The organism is Brevibacillus sp. 7WMA2 (assembly GCF_010748895.1).
Taxonomy (GTDB): Bacteria; Bacillota; Bacilli; order Brevibacillales; family Brevibacillaceae; genus Brevibacillus_B; species Brevibacillus_B halotolerans.
Genome location: NZ_CP048799.1, coordinates 5,157,440 through 5,179,435, shown reverse-complemented (window position 1 = coordinate 5,179,435; position 21,996 = coordinate 5,157,440). Strand labels below are relative to the sequence as shown.

The window sequence follows — 21,996 nt, the reverse complement described above, 5'->3', positions numbered from 1 at the left end:
CCGAAGGCCTCTGCGCTATCCATTTCAACATTGTGAATCACTTATTTATAAAAGGCGTACTACATCTGGGCACTCTTTTTTGCTACCCTTTTTTCGGTACCCAGCCAACTATATCTTGAACAACCACACTAGCTAAAATCAAGCCTGCCACAGATGGCACAAATGCATTACTTGCCGGCGGTTGTTTTACTTTACGAATAGGGGAATCCGGATTTTGAACAATCTGTTCCCGTACATCCGTACGAATTGTTACAGGGATTTCCTTAGAATATACCACTTTAACACCCTTATAAATGCGTGCCTTTTTAAGCTCACGACGAATTACCTTGGCAATAGGGTCATAGCTGGTTTTAGAGATGTCCTCCACTTCAAAACGCGTTGGGTCCATCTTATTAGCTGCTCCCATACTAGAGATGATTGGGATATTACGTTTTTTTGCTTCTAGGATAACATGAATTTTTGCAGACACGGTATCCATAGCATCAACAATATAATCTAGCTTATGCTCGAATAGACGAGGAGCTGTTTCATCGTCATAGAACATCTGAAGCGTCACTACCTCGCACTCTGGATTAATGGAGTGGATACGCTCTTTCATTAGCTCTGTTTTTTGTTGACCAATCGTGTGTAAAGTAGCATGAATTTGTCTATTAATGTTTGTGATGTCAACGTCATCTTTATCAATTAGGATCAGTTTTCCTACGCCAGTACGTGCTAAAGCTTCTACTGTGAAGGACCCTACTCCACCGACACCAAGCACGGCAACGGTACTGTTCCTCATTTTCTCCAAGCCCTCTGGACCAAATGCCAGTTCACAACGCGAGAATTGATGTAACATGTTCACTAACAACCTTTCCTACATTCATCTATTTTGCAAGTAGCATTTAATCTATAATTACAGTTTCATGTCATCCATATATGACCTAGTAATCTTCTCAGATTTATACTTTTTATACAATCATAAAAATAGTGACATTCCGATTATACCTAGCAATAGGCTGATATTCAATTCCTATTATTCCACTAGGACTCTAAGTGGTTGTCGAATCAGACATATGCTAGCACATTGAATTCTACAAAGCAAACAAAAAACAGGTCCAACCAAAAGACTCCTTGCCTTGGTTGGACCCATTTGCCCAAGTAAATTTACTTGTTTGTTATTTGTTTGTTACTTCTTCTTTTTTCTCTTCTTCAATAGTCGCAATAAACAACTGTTTCAATTGACTTTCGTCTACTTGACTTGGAGCGTTAACCATTAGGTCACTAGCGCTTGCCGTTTTCGGGAAAGCAATTACTTCGCGTAAGTTCGTACGTCCAGCAAGCAACATTACCAAACGGTCTAAGCCTAGTGCGATACCACCATGTGGAGGTGTACCATATTCAAACGCATCCATTAAGAAGCCAAATTGCTCTCTTGCTTCTTCCGGACTGAATCCAAGCGCAGTAAACATTTTCTCTTGTACGTCACGCTTGTAGATTCGCATGGAGCCGCCGCCCAATTCATAACCATTTAGAACTAAGTCGTAGGCTTGTGCGCGAATCGCACCTGGGTCTGTTTCAAACAGATGTAAATCTTCGTCTTTTGGACGAGTGAATGGATGGTGCAGAGCTACATAACGTTTAGCCTCCTCATCCCACTCTACCAATGGGAAATCTACTACCCATAGGAAAGCAAACTTACTGTGGTCAATCAAGCCTAGTTCAGCACCTAGCTTGCTGCGTAGAGCACCTAGAGAATCTGCTACTACTTTCGGTTTATCAGCTACGAACAACAATAGATCGCCTTCTTCTACTAGCAAGCGCTCTTTAATTGCTGTAACTTCTTCTTCAGAGAAGAATTTAGCGATTGGCCCTTTTACTTCGCCATCTTTAAATGCAATCCATGCTAAACCTTTTGCTCCGTAACGTGAAGCAAATTTGCCTAGATCATCAACATCTTTACGTGAATAATGCCCGCAACCTTTTGCATTAATCGCTTTTACTTGGCCACCGGCCTCTACTGTGCTTGCAAATACTTTAAAGCCGCTATCCTTCACAAGATCGGATACGTTGGTCAACTCCATGCCAAAACGAATATCTGGCTTGTCAGAGCCAAAGCGATCCATCGCTTCTGCATACGTTAAGCGAGGGAATGATGTTCCTACATCTGTACTAACTGTTTCTTTAAATACATGTTGAACCATTTCCTCCATCATTGGCAATAACTGTTCCATTGGCAAGAAGGATGTTTCAATATCGATTTGAGTAAATTCTGGCTGACGGTCAGCGCGCAAGTCCTCGTCACGGAAACAACGTACAATTTGATAGTAGCGCTCGAATCCGGAAACCATCAATAATTGTTTAAAAATCTGAGGAGACTGTGGCAATGCATAGAATTCACCTGGGTGTACACGAGATGGAACTAGGTAATCACGAGCTCCCTCTGGAGTGCTCTTCGTAAGCATTGGCGTTTCAATATCTAAGAAGCCCTTTTGATCCAAGAAATCACGGAACGCTTTTGTAGCTTTTGAACGTAAGTAGAATGCTTTTTGCATTTCAGGACGACGAAGGTCCAAATAGCGATATTTTAGGCGAACCTGCTCATCTACATCAATCTCATCTTCAATTAAGAACGGAGGGGTTTTCGCATCGTTTAAAATGGTAATCTCCGTTGCTAGCAATTCGAATTCGCCAGTTTTAATTTTCGGGTTCACTGCTTCCGGTTCACGATTGATCAGCTTACCTTTTACAGATAAGACATACTCGCTACGCACACGATCTGCTTTTTCCCATGCTTCTTTATTTACTTCTGGGTTAAACACCACTTGACAAATTCCTGAGCGATCGCGCAGATCAATAAAGATAACACCACCAAGGTCACGACGCTTTTGAACCCAACCATTTAAAATTATCTCTTGTCCTACATGTTCTTTGGTTACTTCGCCACAATAGATAGTGCGTACATCAAATTTCATCGTTGGTCCCTCCAATAGGTCAATATTTCGTTCTTTTTTCTATATCCTTAACGTTTAGCCAATAGCCAATCGCTTACTTCTGCAAAACTTACTTCCTGCTGATCGCCGGTCGCTAGTTCTTTTAGCATGACCACGCCTTTTTCCAGTTCTGATTCGCCAATGATAGCAGCATACTTTGCTTCTACACGATCTGCTGCTTTTAACTGTGCCTTCATTTTACGGCCTAAATAGTCCATCTCTGCCTTAACACCCTTAGCACGCAGAGAATCTAACAACTGGAATGCCTTCGTTTTTGCTGTTTCAGATTGTAAAACGATGTAAGCATCTAGCCCTGTTTCAATTGGTAATTGAATATTTTGCGATTCTAAGGCCATTAACAAGCGTTCAATACTCATCGCAAAACCAATACCCGGCATATCTTCGCCGCCAATTTGTTCAACCAATCCATTATAACGACCGCCACCGCATAACGTTTCAACTGCACCGATCTCTGCCATTTTAATTTCAAAAGCAGTCAGTGTGTAGTAATCAAGACCACGCACCAGACGCGGGTTAATGTGGAACGGAATGTTGATTGCAGTAAGATATGCCTGCACCTCTTCAAAATGCTTTTTAGATTCATCACTTAGATAATCTAAAATAGAAGGTGCATCTTTTGTAAGGGTCTGACATTTTTTATTTTTGCAATCCAAAACTCGCAAAGGATTCCGATCAATACGTGATTGGCAATCTTCACAAAGCTCGTCTCGTACACTATTTAATACTTCAAGCAATGCTCCACGGTGACGGGCGCGATCTTCCAGAGTTCCTACACTGTTTAACTCTACGGACAAGCCTGTAAGCCCTAATTCCTGATAGATTCGCATTGCCACAGCAATTACTTCGGCATCAATTGCAGGATCAGCCGAACCGATTGCTTCCACTCCAAATTGAACGAACTGGCGGAATCGACCTGCCTGCGGACGTTCATGTCGGAACATTGGCCCTAAGTAATACAGTTTCGTAGGTTGATTGGGAACACCATACAATTTTTTCTCCACATAAGAGCGCACAACCCCTGCTGTGCCTTCAGGACGTAAGGTGAAATCCCCTTCTCCACGGGATTCAACGCTGTACATCTCTTTTTCCACTACATCCGTAGTCTCACCTACGCCTCGTCTAAACAGTTCTGTCTGCTCAAAAATGGGCGTCCGGATCTCTTGGTAATTGTAGCGTGTGCAAAGATCTCGCATCTTTCCTTCGATGTGCTGCCAAAGCTCCACTGTGCCAGGCATAATGTCTTGTGTACCACGTGGAATTTGGATTTTCGCCATGTGAGTCTCTCCTTTTTTGTTTTTTACGTGCTATATAAAAAGAATCCGTACAGGGCAAGTCAGGAAAAATAATTGTTAGAAAACACAAAAAATCTCCCGTCCTTGACATGCCCAACTTACGTACATGTCAGGGACGAGAGATTGTATTCTTCTCCCGTGGTGCCACCCTGCTTGGATATATATGTAATCATATCCCACTTCATTTTCATCGTAACGCCGATGCCGCGCCTTACAGTTACTCGTAGCAACGCTATCTTTCACTGGGGTCTTCAGGGAGGTCATTCGCCTAAACGTAATAGAGAAGCACTCTCAGCCACGATGCTTCCTCTCTAGCTATCCGTCTAAAGGTTACTTGGTCCCGTCATCAGATCAAAATATATTACAGATCATAGCAAAATCGCGAGTGAGCGTCAACTATACAATCACCCGATTATTTATCAGAGTAAAGAGCATCTAAATCCTGCAACTTTTTCTCAATTAACTGCTTATACGTATCATTATAGGTTTTCGGATCTTTCGGATTCGGCCAACGTGATAATACACCGCTACCAGGCCGCATCAATTTGGAGACAGCCCCACAGCCTAAGCCAAGAACGGTTTGCACTTCCTCCATCATAACGATGTTATAGATAGAGTCTTGACCTTGTAGCGCATAGCCAACATTTTCAAGATTGCCCAAAATGTTTTTTTGTCGATACAGATAGTATGGAACATATCCTTGTTTCTTGGCCCACTCTTCAGTCTCTTGCATCATGCTTAGTATCTCTTCACGGCTAGCCACCTGATATCTCTCTTTATTTTGGGTCATTTCCGAAGCACGTTTAAATGAAAGTGTATGGACTGTGAGAGAAGTAGGCATTAGCTTTTCAACCTCCTGAAGAGAATGCTTCATTTCCTGCATCCCTTCATTTGGCAGCCCTATGATCAAATCCATATTAATGTTCGTTAAACCCATCTCCATGGCCAATTTATATTTATCCACGGTTTCTTCAACTGTATGGTGTCGACCGATCGCTTGAAGGGTTTCTTGTGTAAACGACTGCGGATTGATGCTGATACGGTCAACCTTCCATTTTTTCATGATTTCAATTTTATCAGGAGTGATGGTATCAGGCCTTCCAGCTTCCACTGTTAGTTCACGCACTTTATCCATATGAGGAAAATGCTTATAAAGTGTAACAAAAAGCTCGTCTAACTCGTCAGCAGTAATACTGGTAGGTGTACCTCCGCCAAAGTAAATGGAGGTGATTACCAAGTCTTGGCGGGTCAACCAATCACCTATTGAGCGAATCTCTTCATGTAAACCTGCCAAAAATGGATTTACATTCCGGCGATGCACACCAATCGCATAAGCTGGAAACGTACAATACGCACATTTTGTTGGGCAGAATGGGATTCCAATGTATACAGAGACTTCCCGATCTATTTGATATAAATCAGGAACAACATGTAGCTGACGATCCACTATCTCTTGTAAGAGCTGTAGTTTGTGGGGGCGAACCATATAGTCTTCGCGTAATTGGCGATGAGCCTCCTCGCGACTCAACCCAGATTGTAGCATCTTGTGAAGCAATTTAGTCGGTCGAATACCGGTCAAAATGCCCCATCCCTGCTCCATTCCAGTATGACGCTCCAGCAATGTTAATAGCGTATAGCTAATGGCTTGCTTAGCTGTTTTGCGCATACCTTTTTCGGAAAGCTCCTTATAGGGACGATCATACTCAAATGTATGCTTTTGATCGGCAAACAATAGATGCCCAGTAGCATGGACGCCATCGGCTTGTGACTCACAGCACAGCTCTATCTTAATATCTTGATGGGAGCAATTCTCCCAATCTTGTACATAATGAATCGCGGGATCTTCATAGAACAGTGCGGCAATAAAGCCGATTTCACGTTCAAACTGATGACCCACGCATTTTATTTGCAACATGTTCTTCACCTGCTTCTTTCGCAATCCTTCTCATCTTACCTTACCAGCATAAGGTGGTCAATTTCAGAGAAGACACCAACTGTTCCCGTCAAAAATGGACGGATTTAGAAAGCCGTTCGTTTCATCAGAACGATTTGGCACAATCATTACGAAAAAGAAGTACATGAGATTCCCTACTGGATCATTGATTTTCGCTACATGAAGCTACGACCCTATCAAACGTAACTAGCTTTATTCCTGCACACGTTAACAGCTTTTCGCTACTTTGCTATTGTTTAGCACGCCGACGTAGTTCTTGTACCTCGCGGATGCTGATATGAAACTCCTGAGACATTTCTACATCGTTTAAAATGGCTTCTTTTTGCAAGAAATCATGAAAATCGACAGAAAAAATACGACGGTTTAATTCTTGAGCGAAACGTTCTTTATTGGATTGGCGCATGCTTAATCCCTCCTTGCCCTATTGTTTCCGCATGGGAAGATTTGCATGCATCTCGAAAAAAATGTCGAAAATTGCAGGAAAATACAAGGTCTATGAAGAAGATTATTGTTTTGTGGAAAATTTGATATTCCGCTCGTAGGAATTATGAAAAACAGAAAGGATGGGACAAACGTGTTTTCTCGCAAGAAGATGATTATCGGAATTGCAACGTGTCTCACTAGCTTGGTCGCCCCCTTCCAAATGGTCTGGGCAGCCAGCCAGGTGCAGGTAACTGCCGATAATTTAAACATTCGCTCTGGTCCAGGAACCAACTATCAACTCGTAAGTTCCGTGCCTAAGTCGACAAAACTAACCGTTATATCAAAAAAAGATAAATGGATACAGGTAAAATTACCGAATGGCAAACAAGGCTGGGGATTGAATACATACCTTCAGGAGATTAAAGCAGCTCCTCAACCACCAAAGGTGATTTATTTACAAAGCACGGTTGATATGTTAAACATTCGGACTGCACCAAAGACTGATGCTCAAATCATTCAGGTCATGGATAAGACAAAAAGCTATAAAATGATTAAAAAGGAAGGCATCTGGGCACAAATTCAGGTGTCTGACAAGGTAACAGGCTGGATTAATGCTAAATTTGTAAAACATGCTACGCCGCCTACTACATCAGCACCCGTATCAGGAGCAACATCACCGAGTCAGAGTAATCAACCTGCTGTTGTATTGCCACCTGTAGAACCAACTGTACAGCCACCATCTACCAGTAGTATTAAAATCTCTGCAGTAACCAACGTGTATGCAGAGCCTAATGTCTCAGCCATGATTATCGGGCAGTTAAGTGCAGGGGATCAGGTAAGTAAATATTCGGAGTCAAATGGATGGGATCAAATCCTGTACAACGGAACAACAGCTTGGATTGCTAATCCAGCAGCTCCTAAAACCGGACAAGCAACACCTCCTCCGACACAGCAAAACCCTGCTACATCAGGCTCTACGGTGAAGGTAACGGCAAATAATGTAAACATCCGAAGTCAGGCTAATACAACAAGCCAAGTTCTCACCCAAGTAAATAACGGAGTAGTTCTACCGGTACTGTCTCAAAGCAACAATTGGTTTCAGGTAAAAACTCCGGATGGGAAAACAGGTTGGATTGCCAGTTGGTTAGTTACGAAATCAACAGAAGCTCCTCCTACACTCGGAGTAGTTGATCCAAATGAACATAAGAACCAAAACTCTCTTCAGCCCTCGGTGCCAAGCAATAATCAATCAGAAATGAAAATCAAGGTGATAAACGAAGGCACAAATATTCGTTCTGGCCCTGGCACCCAATATGAACCGGTAGGTACTGTACAGGCAGGAGAAAGCTATTCGGTAATCAAAACAGAGGGCGATTGGTATCAAATTCGCCTAAAAGATAACTCAACAGCCTACATCGCTAGCTGGGTCGTTCAAAAGGAATCAACAGATATAGCCAATCTGCCTCCTTTAACCGGTAATGAAGCAGGAGGCAAATTGATTGTAATTGATCCTGGACACGGCGGAACAGATAGTGGCGCTGTAGGGACGACGTACAAGACGTTTGAAAAAGAGATTAACCTACAGGTTGCTCTGAAGCTAAAACAACGCCTAGAAGCTTCTGGAGCACGTGTCATTATGACTCGTGCCGATGATACGACTCTTACGTTGAATCAGCGTGTTCAGGTTGCTGTACAAAACAATGCGGATATGTTTGTAAGTGTCCATCACAATACACATCCTAACGCAGCTACCAATGGTACCATCATTTTTTACTATCACAAAGGAAAATCGATGGAATTAGCCCAAATGACTCAAAAAGAGATCATCGCGACAACACAATATAAGGATTTAACATCCAGATTTGGTGATTTTCATGTTATTCGCGAGAATCCAAAACCAGCGATTCTTGCTGAAATCGGTTTTATAACCAATCCACAGGAAGAAGCTAACTTACGTGACGACCAGCATCAGCAAAATGCGGCGGAAGGGTTGTTCCGAGGCATACTGCGTTACTTCCAGGTTTATCCAAGCTAGTTTTTACACAAAAAAGCAGCTAGTCAAAAAATAGACTAGCTGCTTTCTTTCTAGGTATCGAGCTTACGCAAATTAACTAGCCCTTTTTTTCACCTGACATTAACTTTCAACGATTAATGTCACCGGTCCATGATTATGTATCTGCACATCCATCATTGCGCCAAACCGCCCTGTTTCTACATGAAGCCCTTTACTCCGCAGCATCTCATTAAACTGCTCATATAATGGTTCAGCGGCTTCTGGGCGAGCGGCTGCCATGAAATTAGGGCGACGACCTTTTCGACAATCTCCATATAACGTAAATTGGGAAATAGATAAAATTTGCCCCTTTGTGTCTTGAACAGAGTAATTCATCTTTCCCTCCTCGTCTTCAAAAATCCGTAAATTGGCTACCTTATCTGCTACAAACTCTACATCTTTTATCGTATCCTCATGGGTAATACCGACTAATAAAACCAGCCCTCGCTCAATTTTACCGACTACTTCACCATTTACGGATACACTGGATGCTTTTGCTTTTTGGACAACGACTCGCACTACTTATCACTCCGGTTCTGTTGTTTTGAATTTATGCCAGCATTTATGGTTATGTAAAGAAAAGACAGTGTCCCCAAGGAACCACTGTCTGCCACATAATAATAAAGATATGCTAGGTATTTAGAATTCGACGAACGGAATAAATATCTTTGATACGCTTGATCCGTTCTACCACGCGATGCAAATGATCTATATTGTTAATACAGATTGTCATGTTGATCGTAGCTACCCGATTGCGATCCGCTTTTCCACTCACAGCCGCTATATTGGTTTTCGTTTCCCCAACTACATGTAGCACATCGTTTAATAAGCCTGTGCGATCATGGCCAGTGATTTCTATATCTACATTGTAGTTTTGTTTCTGGTCCCCTTCCCATTGTACAGGTATGAGTCGATCACTCTCTTCTACCGTCACATTCGGGCAATCCTTGCGATGAATGGAGACCCCTCGTCCCCTTGTAATAAAACCAATAATGTCATCCCCTGGGACCGGCGAACAGCATCGAGAAATACGAGTCAACAAATTGTCTACGCCTTCTACGCGGATGCCTGTGTCGCTTCGCGTCTGCTTCTGGGTAGGTGCATGAGATTTAAATTCCTGAATGGTTTGCTGTTGTTGCTGTTGCTGTTCTTCTCGATCTCTACGTATTTTTTCCGTCAATCGATTGGCTACTTGTGCTGAAGTAAGCCCGCCATATCCGACAGCAGAAAACATATCTTCGTCAGATTGGAAATTAAACTTAGCTGCTGCTTCTTTTAAATTCTCGGCAGTCATGGTCTCTTTTAAATCAAAGCCGCGCGCTTTTACCTCAGCTTCAATCATCGATAGCCCTTTAGCAACATTTTCTTCACGCTTTTCTTTCTTAAACCATTGCTTGATCTTATTGCGGGCATGGGCAGACTTTGCTATTTTGAGCCAATCTTGACTTGGACCATATGAATGCTTGGAAGTCAAGATTTCCATAATGTCACCCGTACGCAACGCAAAATCTAGCGGAACGATCTTACCGTTCACTTTAGCACCAATGGTTCGATTGCCGACAGCCGAATGTATGCGATATGCAAAGTCCAAAGGAACCGAGCCTTTTGGAAGCTCCACCACATCGCCTTTTGGCGTAAAGACAAATACCGTATCAGAAAACAAATCCTGCTTGAGGGATTCCATGAATTCCTGGGCATTTGGTGTCTCTTCTTGTCCACCTTGAATAATCTCACGGAGATTACCAATTTTCTCTTCAAAGGAGCCCTGCACTTCTCCTTTTCCTTCTTTATAGGCCCAGTGAGCAGCGATACCAATCTCTGCTGTTCGATGCATATCCCATGTACGAATTTGTACTTCTAATGGTTCACCCTTTGGCCCAATTACAGTGGTATGCAGGGATTGATACATGTTGGCCTTTGGCATAGCAATATAATCTTTAAATCGTCCTGGCATAGGCTTCCATAACGTGTGCACAATTCCAAGGACAGCATAGCAATCACGAATATCATTCACAATGATACGTAAAGCCAGCAGGTCGTAGATTTCGTTAAACTGCTTATTTTGTGACACCATCTTTTTATAGATGCTATAGATATGCTTAGGTCTGCCAGCAATCTCCGCTTCAATATGCAACTCATGTAATTTATCAGTAATCATTGCTTTTGCTTCTGAAATGTACTCCTCGCGCTCCGTCCGTTTCTTCTGCATGAGGTTTACAATCCGATAATATTGCTGCGGATTCAAATAGCGCAGAGCTGTATCCTCTAGCTCCCACTTTACAAACGCAATCCCCAAACGATGAGCCAGTGGCGCAAAGATTTCTAGCGTTTCATCCGAAATTTCACGTTGTTTTTCCTCGGACATATGGCGTAACGTACGCATATTATGCAATCGGTCCGCCAATTTAATTAAAATGACCCGAATATCTTGTGCCATGGCTACAAGCATTTTACGATGATTTTCCGCTAACTGCTCTTCTTTGGATTTGTATTTAATTTTTTCTAGCTTTGTGACCCCGTCTACCAGATGTGCTACCTCTGACCCGAATTCCTTACGTAAATCATCCAACGTAATATCGGTATCTTCCACAACATCATGGAGAAAACCGGCAGCAACAGTTACTGCATCCATGTGCATATCCGTCAAAATGCCTGCAACCGCAATCGGATGCATAATGTAAGGCACCCCAGATTTACGCACTTGGCCCTCGTGAGCTTTGCGTGCTAAATCATAGGCACGCTCCAGCATAGTAACGTCCTCGCTTGACATATAGCTATTCGCTTTGCTTAAAATTTCCTCGATGCCCGTAGTCATATTTCCCTTCCTTAATCTTCACTCTGAAGATGAAAACCGTCTATCTTTCCCTTAAACGTATTACCTTTTATTATCTGGTATGAAGGGGAGAATGTAAAGGTAATAATCTTCCATTCTCTACTTAAAACACACAAAATAGACACTTTCAGCTTGCGTTTCTCAGGTAAATCCACAAAAAACCTCCGCAAGCGAAGGGCTCACAGAGGTTTTTATCCAACAGATTAGTATGTGATTAAAGAAGAAACCGGGATGTCACCTAGTTTTTCACGACCATCGAGATAGCTTAATTCAATCAGGAATACAGCCCCTACTACAATTCCACCCAATTGTTCAACAAGGTTGATAGATGTCTCGATCGTACCTCCTGTTGCAAGTAGGTCATCTGCAATCAATACACGATCACCAGGCTTGATTGCATCTTCATGCATTGCTAATGCATCGCTGCCATACTCTAAGCTATAATCAGCTTGAATAGCTTTGTAAGGTAGTTTGTTTGCCTTGCGAATCGGAATAAACCCAACGTTCATCGCATATGACAATGGTGCCCCTACAACAAAACCACGCGCTTCCGGTCCTGCGATTACATCCACGTTTAGGGTATCAGCAAATGTTTTCAGTTCATTGATTGCCGCTTTATATACAGGGCCATCTTTTAATAGGGTAGTAATATCTTTGAAACGAATCCCCGGTTGTGGGTAATCTGGAATCACGCGAATATAATCTTTAAAGTTCATTAAGGAATGCCTCCTACAAAAGAATAAAAACAAAGTAAGTTGGATGCCCTTCTTCTAAGACTGATGAAGTATATCCAAATATTTTCCTAGTCCATCATGATTAGAAAGGAGCAGTTCGGCGTGTAGCTCGGCTTCCTCGCGCCAGTCTAGGTATCGTGAAGATGTATCCAAGGGCGCTTTAGCCGGTTCTGGATGCAATAGGTATGCTTGCTCGCTATCTTCAATAAAACGAAGCTCTATAAAAATAGTAAGCATTCGCTCCACAATGGAACGCTTTAGCTTCAATTTTTTAGCCAATGCATCGAGATGAGCCTTGTTGATTTTACCATATTGTCGAAAAATTTGATACAGCGCTTTAAAATCTTCTCGGCTCGGTACATGTAGCAATTCAAAGGCCTCGTCCGCTTCGCCAAACAAGCAGTAAATGGAGTCCATTTCATGTAACGCAGTCATCGCTTGTCCCAATGCTTTTTTGGAGGAAGGAAGGTCATATAAGATGATCGAGCGACATCCTTCTTTCCAATCTCCTTGCATTTCTCCAGCATTCGTTACATACAGAAGCGACCTTTGGGTAAGCTGCTGACTTGCAAGTAAAGAGTGCAACCGTTGATGGTTAGCTGCTTGGAATGTGATGGTAATCAACTCTTCCGCAACGATTTTATCCAACCATTTTTTCTCTTTATCGCGCGTGCCTCGCCAGTCGAAAATCTGCTTATGCTTGACCGCTACATCACGAAGCAAGAATTGAGGCTTTCGCAACCCATTCCATTCATTAATCTGCAATTCACCAAGCACGGAAAGCTTTGATGTTGGAGCTACCTGTTCCATAATGGGGGCAAAACCAAAGCCGATAGCATCAAGTTGCGATTTCTCATGTGACAATACACATTTTAGATGTGTCTCATCCTTCCCAATTTTACGCATACCCTGATGACCGACTTTTTCACAGACAAGCATTGGAGTAGGGTTACCCATGCCGAATGGAGCTAAAGCTTCCAACTCTATAGCAAGATCTAGATTCATATCATCAAAAGCCACTTCAAGATCTACTCTTGTTTTGGGGATGAAGTCTTCTGGTTGCAACCATTCCTGTGAAATACGATGCAACGCCTTGCGTAGCGGATCTACATTCTCTATGGGCAATGTCATACCCGCTGCCATTGTGTGACCACCATAGTGTGGTAGAAGCTCCTTGCACGCCGTCAATGCCTCATACATGTCGAAGCCAGCAATGCTTCGAGCCGAGCCTTTTGCTGCGCCTTTTTCAGGATCGATGCCAAGCACAATAGCAGGTCGATAGAATTTCTCCACTAAACGAGAAGCAACAATACCAACAACGCCAACGTTCCATCCCTCTTTGGCTACAACAATTACTCCACTCTGATCAGCCGGATACAGCTGTTCAACCATTTCAATGGCTTCTTCCGCCATCGCTTGAACTAACTCTTGGCGCTCCCGGTTCAACTCATCAAGTACTTCCGCTTGTTCCTTCGCTTCCTGTACATCCTCTGACACGAGCAATTTAACCGCTGCTTCTGCTGTTTCTAAACGACCGCCCGCATTAATCCGTGGTCCAATGGCAAAGCCCACATGTCCCGCAGTAATTTCTTTCTCCTGAAGCCCGCACACATCAAGTAAAGCTTGGATGCCTACATTGTGTGTTCGATTCAATCGTTGCAATCCTAAACTAGCTAATACCCTGTTTTCATCCACTAAAGGAACAAGGTCAGCAATCGTTCCTATCGCAGCCAAATCGATGAAATCCATCGGAGGCTCCTTTAACAGGGCTTGGGCCAGCTTAAAAGCAACACCTACACCGGCCAGCATGTCAAACGGATAGGAACAGCCAGGTTTTTTAGGATTCATTACCGCAAACGCATCAGGTAGAAGCTCAGGTGGTTCATGGTGATCCGTCACGATGATATCAAGCCCCAACTGATTTCCATGCGCTACCTGCTCTACTGCGCTTATGCCAGTATCCACAGTCACGACAAGCCGAAAACCGCTGTCATAAATGTATGACAACGCTGTTTGGTTTAACCCGTATCCTTCTTTAAAACGATTCGGTATATAATAATCAAATGTGGCTCCCAATTTTCGTAACAAATGCACCATTAAAGCAGTGGAGCTAACTCCATCCGCATCATAGTCTCCATATATGCAAATCGGTTCATGGCGCTCAATCGCCTGTTGGATTCGATGCACGCTTTTGTCCATTCCATCCAATAAAAATGGATCATGTAGCTGTTCTGGACTCACATGCAAAAAGTCACGTGCCTTTTGTGACGTATCCATCCCTCTTTGAACGAGCAAACGTGCAAGCAAAGGCGATATCCCACACGCTTGGACAATCTCTTCACTTATTGCTTCGTCATATGGGGTGAGTTGCCATCGCGATTTCGCTTGTAGCATGAGGCAGCCCTCCAATCCTCATCCATTATATAAAGAAATAGAGGGCATGCCAAGCTTTCTTATTAAACGCAAAAAGCGTATGTTTTACGAACATCATGTCATAAATTAGCTTGAATTGTGAAAAAGTCCAATAATAACTGCATTATTCATGCGTCTTAGCAGGTTCCTCATCCCATGACTTTCCTTTTTCATCATATGGATTAATGTGAACAAACACATTTCGAATATCCTGATGTTTCTCCATTAAATTGCGTTTAACCTGTTTTCCGATTCGATGTCCATCCTCTACCGTTATATTCGGATCAACAGAAACCTTAATATCCACGATTTGATAGTGACCAGTTTCTCTGGCCCACAGCTCATCAATTCGCAAGACTCCCTCTACCTCCATAACTGTTTTACGCAAAGGCAAGGTATCTTCCTCGTGCAATACATGATCCATCGTGGAATGAATGGATTCCTTTAAAATATGGTAGGCTGTTTTTAATACAAGGAAGGATACAAAAATCCCTGCAATGGGATCAAGATATACGGTCCAACTTACCCCTAGCTTCTCCCCAAGAATTGCCCCGCCAACACCAATTAACGCGGCGAAGGAAGAATATACATCAGAACGATGCTCCCAGGCATTCGCAATTAATGATTGGCTATTTAATTTTTTCCCTAGATGATACTTATATCGAAACATCCATTCTTTTATAATCATGGAGCCTAACGCCGCCCATACAGCTAACATGCCAGGAGGCTCAAGGGGCTCATAGAGTGATTTATACGAGGAATACGCAATTTCAAAGCCCACAATAGCAAGTAGGATAGATACGATAATAGCTGAAATTGACTCTGCTTTTCCGTGCCCATACGGATGGTCTTGATCTGGGGGTGCCTCCGCTGCGCGAAGCCCTATTAAAACAGCTACTGACCCGATTACATCAGATGCAGAATGAACAGCATCAGCTACCATCGCTCGCGAATCAGCTACCCAGCCCACAAGCAATTTGACAAGCGCAAGCAACAGATTACCAACAATACCGACCCATGCAGCAAACTGAGCCTTTGCCAAACGATTTTCCACCTAGTTTCCTCCTCCTTGTATCAGTTGGATGAACCTATTGTATCATTTGCCCATCCACTACTTATTGTATTTTCTTGAGCATAAAAAAACCGCAGGGGATATCCCCCACGGTTTATTCTATCCAATTTAGTTCTCATTAGGAGTAGCTTTTAATCCTTTTTTCTTCATTTCACGTTCTTTCATAGATACCCAAATCTGTGCAGCGATAAAGATGGAAGAATACGTACCACTGATCAGACCAAAGATAAGAGCCAAGGAGAAGTTACGAATGCCTTCGCTACCAAAAATAGCAATCGCAGCAGCTGTAATGAACACGGTCAAAACTGTAAAGATAGAACGGCGCATACTTTGCCATAAGCTCACGTTGACCATATGCTCTAAATCTTCAATGGTTTTTGTTTTCATTGTCCGCATATTCTCACGGATACGGTCAAAGATAACAATCGTATCATTGATAGAATAACCAACGATCGTTAAAATCGCTGCAATAAACGTTAAGTCAACTTCCAAACGGAACAAGGAGAACAAAGCAATCGGGATAAAAGCATCATGTAAGATGGAGATTACGCAAGCAATCCCGAATAAGAATTGGAATCGAATCGCAATATAGACAACAATCCCTGCAGAAGCAACTAAAACAGCGATAATGGCTTTATTCACTAGCTCATTAGCAATCACGGGGTCAACCGTAGATTCCTGTTTCGTTACCTGATCTCCATATTTTGCTTTAACAGCAGCCTCAATCTCTTTCAGCTTTTCTGGAGTGATCGTTTCTGTAAACGTTGTTGTTGCGAATTCCTTATTATTACCATATTTAGTTACATCTTTAAAGTGAACATCAGGCATTACTTTTGCAATAATTTGTTGAACATCTGCTTCATTAAACTGTTTGTTAATAAATAAATCCAAACGAGTACCTGCTGTAAAGTCAACGCCTTTATTTAGTCCAAACATTAGCATCGAGGCTAAACCTAGAACTAGTAGGATACCTGAAAACCAATAGAATTTGTGTCGGTTTTTAACAATATCAAATTTAACAATATCTTTTTCTTTAGAGTTCACCGATTTCACTCTCCTTTACACCAAACCAGCGCGGCTTCTTAAACGCATTGGAACGAAGAAGCAACCATAGCAAAAAGCGAGAGCCAAACACGTTGGTAATCAAGCTGACAATAAGAGTCATTGCTAGGATAATCGCGAAACCTTGAATGGAGCTCGTCCCAAAGTAGAAGAGCACGACGCACGCAATCAAAGTAGTAACATGTGAATCAATGATTGTAATCAACGAGCGACGTTCACCCGCACGGAAAGAAGACAGAATGGTCTTACCTGTCATGATTTCTTCTCGAATACGTTCATAGGTAATAATGTTAGCATCTACCGCCATACCTACAGCCAAAATAAAGCCGGCAATACCCGGTAGCGTAAGCGTAGCATGCATCCATTGCAACACTACTAAACATACATAAATAAACGCTGTTAACGTGATATTTGCAATTATACCAGGAACACGGTATACAAAAAGCATAAAGAGGAAAATTAGTGCTCCGCCGATATACCCTGCATAAATAGTCTTTTTCAAAGCAAGATCACCAAGGCTTGCTCCTACTGCCGTTACTTGCTTTTCAATTAATTTAGCTGGCAATGAACCTGCATTTAACGTTTCTGCTAATTCACGTGCCTCATCTTTTGTGTATTTACCTGTTATTTGTGCGCTACCACCTGTAATAACAGTTTGAATCGTAGGATTTGTTAACAAGTTTTCATCTAAAAAGATAGCAACTGGTTTTCCTAAATTTTTACGTGTTACTTCTGCAAACTTTTCTGCATCGGCAAACTTCAGAGTAACAAGTGGCTCATTTAGCTCACCATAACCAATAGCAGCACCACCAGGCGCTAGGTCTGTTCCACGCATAACGACTTCACCTGTCATGTCACGGAACGTCAATACGGCTGGTTTCCCGATCAACGTACGCAGCTTCTCAGGATCAGTAACCCCTGCCAATTTAACGCGTACGCGGTTAGGATTTTCAATGGTTACCTCTGGCTCAGAAACTCCCCCGATATTAACACGTTTCTCAATCATCTGAGCTGTTGCTGCAAGTAGTTCAGTGTTTGTTTTGTGCTTTGCATCAAGTGGTTCTACTTCATACAAAATCTCAAATCCGCCTCTTAAGTCAAGACCAAGTACGATATTGCCCGCTACTTTTGTGGTAGTAGTGGCCATGAGCGTACCTAAGAGTCCGATCACCAGTAGGAAGAGAACAAATCTACTCCACTTTATCATCTAACATAATGCCCCTTTCCCAATGGATACCAAGCGTTCATACGCAAATATCCCAATTCAAAGAATCAATATGCCCATTATAGACTTGTAGAAAAATGCATGTCAAATTACGCCGTTATTTTTATACATATTAATCATCACATAGTTCATATATTTGCTAATTTTTAAGGAGAGGATATCGTTAACAAGACGATGTAGAGTGGGGCGTTCTTCTCCTTTATAGGCTGATATCACACACTCCCATATCTCTTCAGGAGTAATGTTATCGTAACCTAAAATCAAAAATTCCTCTGCCTTACTTTTGCATAAAACTAACATTTCCTGATATTTGTCAACCTCGATAAAGCTCATCATATTCTCTTTATTCTCCATTTTCTACACCTCTTTACGTGACCTTTGTTGTTATAAAATGTTTCTCCCACACATAAAATCTAGTCATGCCCTAGGTGGCACGTCCATATGGTAATAGTGTAGTAAATAAAGCTTAAGGTAAATGTTAAAGAGAAGGGGCTATCCCTATGAAAAAATCCTTTTTTTACGGTACCATGGTACTCATCGTAGCAGGCGCCATTACTAAGGTTTTTGGTTTCGCCCATCGTATTATTCTTTCCCGCTTAATTGGTTCAGAAGGTATGGGACTGTACCAAATGATCGTCCCACTTCTCTACTTTCTGATTACCATTACTACATTTGGTTTGCCTGTTGCCATCGCTAAACAGGTTGCAGAAGCGGAAGCAGCCAAAGATCGCCAGCAATCAAGAAGATTCCTCTATTTGGCCCTAGCTATTACAATTGGACTGAGTACGCTAGTCTCCTTATTGTTAGCTGTTGGTGCTCGTTTTTTTACGGAATTGTTCTTTACGGACTCGCGCACCCATCTGTTATTGCTGACAGCTTTACCTATTCTACCAATCGCTAGTGTCTCGGCTGTCTTGCGCGGTTATTTTCAGGGAAAACAAAATATGGTGCCTACAGCCCTCTCTCAATTGATCGAGCAAATAGTCCGTATTTTGATAGTAATAGGTATGACCTTGACACTCGCTCCCTACGGAATTTTCATTGCTACCATTGGTGCAGTCTGTAGCATTTTATTAGGTGAGCTAGCCGGCCTATTATACATGATATGGAATTATAAAAAGAACAAACGCGAACTAGGCGATCTGTTTAAACGACCCGGCTCACGTCGGGCATTGTTTCAAAAAAGCTCCCCGGCTATCATGCAGCTCTTGCATGTATCGCTGCCTGTCACGATGAGCCGCGTAGTAGGTTCTATTGCTTATGTAATGGAACCAATGCTTGTCCCCTATGCGCTTATATTAGCAGGATATAAAACCATTCAGGCGACCTCCTTATATGGTCAATTTTCTGGAATGGCTGTCCCTCTGTTACTTTTCCCTACTTTTCTTACCTATTCGTTATCCATTTCAATGGTTCCTGCTGTTGCAGAAGCCGCTTTTGAGAAGAACAGCAGGATGGTTCATCGCCGCATTTATCAAGCCATGCGTATTACGCTGGTCATCGGGGCTCCCTGTGCTGTTTTATTATATGTATTTGCAGAGCCTCTCTGTCAACTATTATATAAGCAGGCTGAGGTCGGCCTATTATTAAAGCAATTGGCACCATTCTCTGTATTTTTGTTTTTCCAGGCTCCATTAGCCGCTGCTCTACAGGGTTTGGATCAAGCACATGTTGTATTCCGTAACACCCTGATTGGCACAATCGTCAAGATCGCATCCATGTTTATACTGACATCTCGCCCTGAATTTGGAATTAGCGGGGCGATCATTGCGCTGAATTTAAACATTACGTTGGTAACAATGCTCCATTTTGCTAGCCTCGTCAAAGGGATTGGGTTTACTATTCAGGTTGGCGAATTTGTAAAAATTGGTTTTGCTATGCTGGCTATCGGCTATTGTAGCACGTATATGTCTGAGCACTGGTTCAAAGATACTAGCTTACTCCATATGCTAACAATATGCTCTTCTGCTTCTATGCTTCTCTACTTAGTATTACTTGTTAGTATGAAGGTACTGGGAAAACAGGATGTAGCCCGCATTCCTTGGATTGGTCAGCAATTGAGCATGTTTTTCCCCCGCAGATGATTATTTGCGGGGGTATTGTGTTTTATTTACAAACAGCTTCCCTTGCTCATCAATGCTACAAAACATAATCTCGTTCGTATGACGATAACCTTGTTTTTTTAATTCCTGCTTAAGCCAGAATATATTTTTACCGATTTTTTCTACAGCATCCGTCTGTACTTCCCCATCCATAATTAAGGGAATGGGAAAACCCACAGTAACACCTGTTAAGGATTTTTTAGGTTTCTTTTCTTGTAAACCTAAATCTTGCAGGGTAACAGGTGATTTTTCCGGTTTCGTAAATACGCTGACTTTGCCTGTCGTTTCCAATATAGCAAATTCAACATCAGCTAGGTTTTTTACATTTTCTTGTCGTAGGTGAATCAATAGGTCATCTAGGTTAAGTCGATTTTTTTTCAATGCTTCTTCCCTTATCTCACCATTTGCAATCAAAACATCTGCTTCTCCGTTAACGAAGTTCCTGATCTTTTTACTTTTCATAAACAAATAGGCCATTCCTATTTCCAACAGCATGATAAGGATCATGGGCGAAAACATGTGCAGAAGTGGTTTCTCCACCTGATCAATGGCAAGCACCGCCATTTCTGCAAGCATGATCGAAATGACTACATCAAACAAAGACATTTGACCCAGTTCTCTTTTGCCCATCAGCCTCATGATGAGTAGGAGGAAAAAATAACTAAAGAGGGTACGCATAAGTATGGTTAGTAGCTCCACGGTATAAGACCTCCCACATGTTCATCTACCTTATTTAGTAGTGTCCACGGGTCAATCCTACCTTATGCGTCCCTCTCTTTTCCTTTCTGTTATAGCCATTTTTTCTTTTTAAAGACATAGAGCATCCACGATGTCAATAAAATCATTGAACCGAATGCGATGACAAACATGACAGGCTCTGCTTTATCCCCCATCCATTCAAAGGTGTTCATTCCAAAGATCCCTGTGATAAAGGTTAGTGGCAGAATAACAGTAGAGATAATAGTCAGGATACGTACTGTTTCATTACTTCTGCCCGTAATAATCGTGTAATAAGTATCTAGTGCACCGTTTACTAAATCCCGAAATGTTTCTGTTGAGTCTACGATTCGCTCCAAGTGATCCGTTAAGTCCACATAGAAAGGAACATTTTCCTCTGAGATATCAAACGAATAGCGACCGTTCACATTGGCAAAAATCCGCTTTTGCGGCAAAATCACGCGGCGTATTAAAATCAAAGTACGCTTTAACGCTAAGAATTCCTCTGTAATTTCTTCAGTTTGATGCTCGTAGATCTCATCCTCTAAATCATCAATACGGACACTTAAGCGATCCATAATTGGAAAGTATTCATCGGTAATCCCGTCAACAATGGCATACAACAAATAATCCGGACCTCGATTTAAGAAGGAATTACTGCGATGACATTGAGCAGCAATGCGCCCAATCGTATTCATTGGTGATTTATGAATAGTAACAATGTAGTTCGGACCAAGGAAAACATTAAGCTCTACTGTAGTAATCTCGTTATCGCTTTCCTCATTATAACGCAGCGCGTGAAAAACGAAGAAATAGTAGTCATCATATTTATCCACTTTTGCACGCGGGCTGACGTGCAAACAGTCCTCAATGGCCAATGGGTGAAACTCAAAAATTTTCGCAATGTAATGCAGTTCCTGATTACCTACATCATACAGATCAATCCATAATAAATCCTCAGGAGATTTCAGCCATTGATCCTTGGTTGTTAAATCTACATCGTGGATCATCTTCTGTTCGGAATGATTATAAAAATAGGTTTTTATCATCGGTATCCTCACCCCCGTTTTTTTCCCTTATCCATCATACGAAAATTCGCGGCGATGTTCAATCAAGAGATGAAT

At 42.1% G+C, this 21,996-nt stretch carries 17 protein-coding genes; 2 read left to right on the top strand and 15 right to left on the bottom strand.

The genetic code is table 11. From position 1 onward, the window contains the following. Positions 1-82: 82 nt before the first annotated feature. From GOP56_RS22360 to GOP56_RS23520, 5 genes are all read right to left on the bottom strand, one after another. Positions 83-838 carry a tRNA threonylcarbamoyladenosine dehydratase gene (locus GOP56_RS22360; protein ID WP_003338330.1) on the bottom strand — a complete coding sequence of 252 codons (756 nt, stop codon included), beginning with the start codon at positions 836-838 and terminating at the stop codon, positions 83-85. 319 nt (positions 839-1,157) lie between these two features. Continuing rightward, on the bottom strand, positions 1,158-2,954 hold the full coding sequence (aspS, locus tag GOP56_RS22355; RefSeq protein WP_163246673.1) for an aspartate--tRNA ligase: 1,797 nt from the start codon (positions 2,952-2,954) through the stop codon (positions 1,158-1,160). Between the two features lie 47 nt (positions 2,955-3,001). Then, a complete protein-coding gene (gene hisS / locus GOP56_RS22350) occupies positions 3,002-4,267 on the bottom strand; it encodes a histidine--tRNA ligase (protein ID WP_003345352.1) in 1,266 nt (421 codons plus the stop codon). 430 nt (positions 4,268-4,697) lie between these two features. Continuing rightward, positions 4,698-6,200 carry a coproporphyrinogen III oxidase gene (locus tag GOP56_RS22345; RefSeq protein WP_163246672.1) on the bottom strand — a complete coding sequence of 501 codons (1,503 nt, stop codon included), beginning with the start codon at positions 6,198-6,200 and terminating at the stop codon, positions 4,698-4,700. Positions 6,201-6,468: 268 nt separating this feature from the next. Then, complete coding sequence (locus tag GOP56_RS23520) at positions 6,469-6,642, bottom strand: hypothetical protein (RefSeq protein WP_003338334.1); 174 nt, start codon at positions 6,640-6,642, stop codon at positions 6,469-6,471. A gap of 171 nt (positions 6,643-6,813) precedes the next feature. Between GOP56_RS23520 and GOP56_RS22340 the strand changes: the two genes are divergently transcribed. Next, a complete protein-coding gene (locus GOP56_RS22340) occupies positions 6,814-8,697 on the top strand; it encodes an N-acetylmuramoyl-L-alanine amidase family protein (RefSeq protein WP_163246671.1) in 1,884 nt (627 codons plus the stop codon). 99 nt (positions 8,698-8,796) lie between these two features. On the opposite strand, the gene dtd is transcribed toward GOP56_RS22340, so the two are convergent. The 8 genes from dtd to GOP56_RS22300 all read right to left on the bottom strand — a co-directional run bounded on the left by dtd (position 8,797) and on the right by GOP56_RS22300 (position 18,407). Then, complete coding sequence (dtd, locus tag GOP56_RS22335) at positions 8,797-9,234, bottom strand: D-aminoacyl-tRNA deacylase (RefSeq protein WP_003338336.1); 438 nt, start codon at positions 9,232-9,234, stop codon at positions 8,797-8,799. 112 nt (positions 9,235-9,346) lie between these two features. Further along, positions 9,347-11,530, bottom strand: a complete 2,184-nt coding sequence (locus tag GOP56_RS22330; RefSeq protein ID WP_003338337.1) for a RelA/SpoT family protein — start codon at positions 11,528-11,530, stop codon at positions 9,347-9,349. Positions 11,531-11,751: 221 nt separating this feature from the next. Beyond that, the gene (locus GOP56_RS22325; protein ID WP_003338338.1) at positions 11,752-12,264 is read right to left on the bottom strand and encodes an adenine phosphoribosyltransferase; all 513 of its coding nucleotides are present in this window, start codon (positions 12,262-12,264) and stop codon (positions 11,752-11,754) included. Positions 12,265-12,318: 54 nt separating this feature from the next. Continuing rightward, positions 12,319-14,676: a single-stranded-DNA-specific exonuclease RecJ gene (recJ, locus tag GOP56_RS22320; RefSeq protein WP_163246670.1), complete on the bottom strand. Its 2,358-nt coding sequence runs from the start codon at positions 14,674-14,676 to the stop codon at positions 12,319-12,321. A gap of 142 nt (positions 14,677-14,818) precedes the next feature. Then, positions 14,819-15,748, bottom strand: coding sequence for a cation diffusion facilitator family transporter (locus GOP56_RS22315; RefSeq protein ID WP_163246669.1), 930 nt, complete (start codon positions 15,746-15,748; stop codon positions 14,819-14,821). Positions 15,749-15,874: 126 nt separating this feature from the next. After that, a complete protein-coding gene (gene secF / locus GOP56_RS22310) occupies positions 15,875-16,810 on the bottom strand; it encodes a protein translocase subunit SecF (protein ID WP_083208722.1) in 936 nt (311 codons plus the stop codon). Further along, the gene (gene secD, locus GOP56_RS22305) at positions 16,800-18,035 is read right to left on the bottom strand and encodes a protein translocase subunit SecD (RefSeq protein ID WP_003345334.1); all 1,236 of its coding nucleotides are present in this window, start codon (positions 18,033-18,035) and stop codon (positions 16,800-16,802) included. The genes secF and secD overlap by 11 nt, the downstream gene beginning before the upstream one ends. A 102-nt stretch (positions 18,036-18,137) precedes the next feature. Continuing rightward, positions 18,138-18,407, bottom strand: a complete 270-nt coding sequence (locus tag GOP56_RS22300) for a post-transcriptional regulator (RefSeq protein WP_003338344.1) — start codon at positions 18,405-18,407, stop codon at positions 18,138-18,140. A 146-nt stretch (positions 18,408-18,553) separates the two neighbouring features. On the opposite strand from GOP56_RS22300, the gene spoVB reads away from it, so the two are divergent. Then, the gene (gene spoVB / locus GOP56_RS22295; protein ID WP_121473672.1) at positions 18,554-20,137 is read left to right on the top strand and encodes a stage V sporulation protein B; all 1,584 of its coding nucleotides are present in this window, start codon (positions 18,554-18,556) and stop codon (positions 20,135-20,137) included. Here spoVB and GOP56_RS22290 read toward each other — a convergent pair whose 3' ends face one another. Both GOP56_RS22290 and corA read right to left on the bottom strand, forming a co-directional pair. After that, the gene (locus GOP56_RS22290; protein WP_174250696.1) at positions 20,138-20,854 is read right to left on the bottom strand and encodes a DUF421 domain-containing protein; all 717 of its coding nucleotides are present in this window, start codon (positions 20,852-20,854) and stop codon (positions 20,138-20,140) included. A gap of 89 nt (positions 20,855-20,943) precedes the next feature. Next, a complete protein-coding gene (gene corA, locus GOP56_RS22285; protein ID WP_003338347.1) occupies positions 20,944-21,921 on the bottom strand; it encodes a magnesium/cobalt transporter CorA in 978 nt (325 codons plus the stop codon). Between the last annotated feature and the right edge of the window lie 75 nt (positions 21,922-21,996).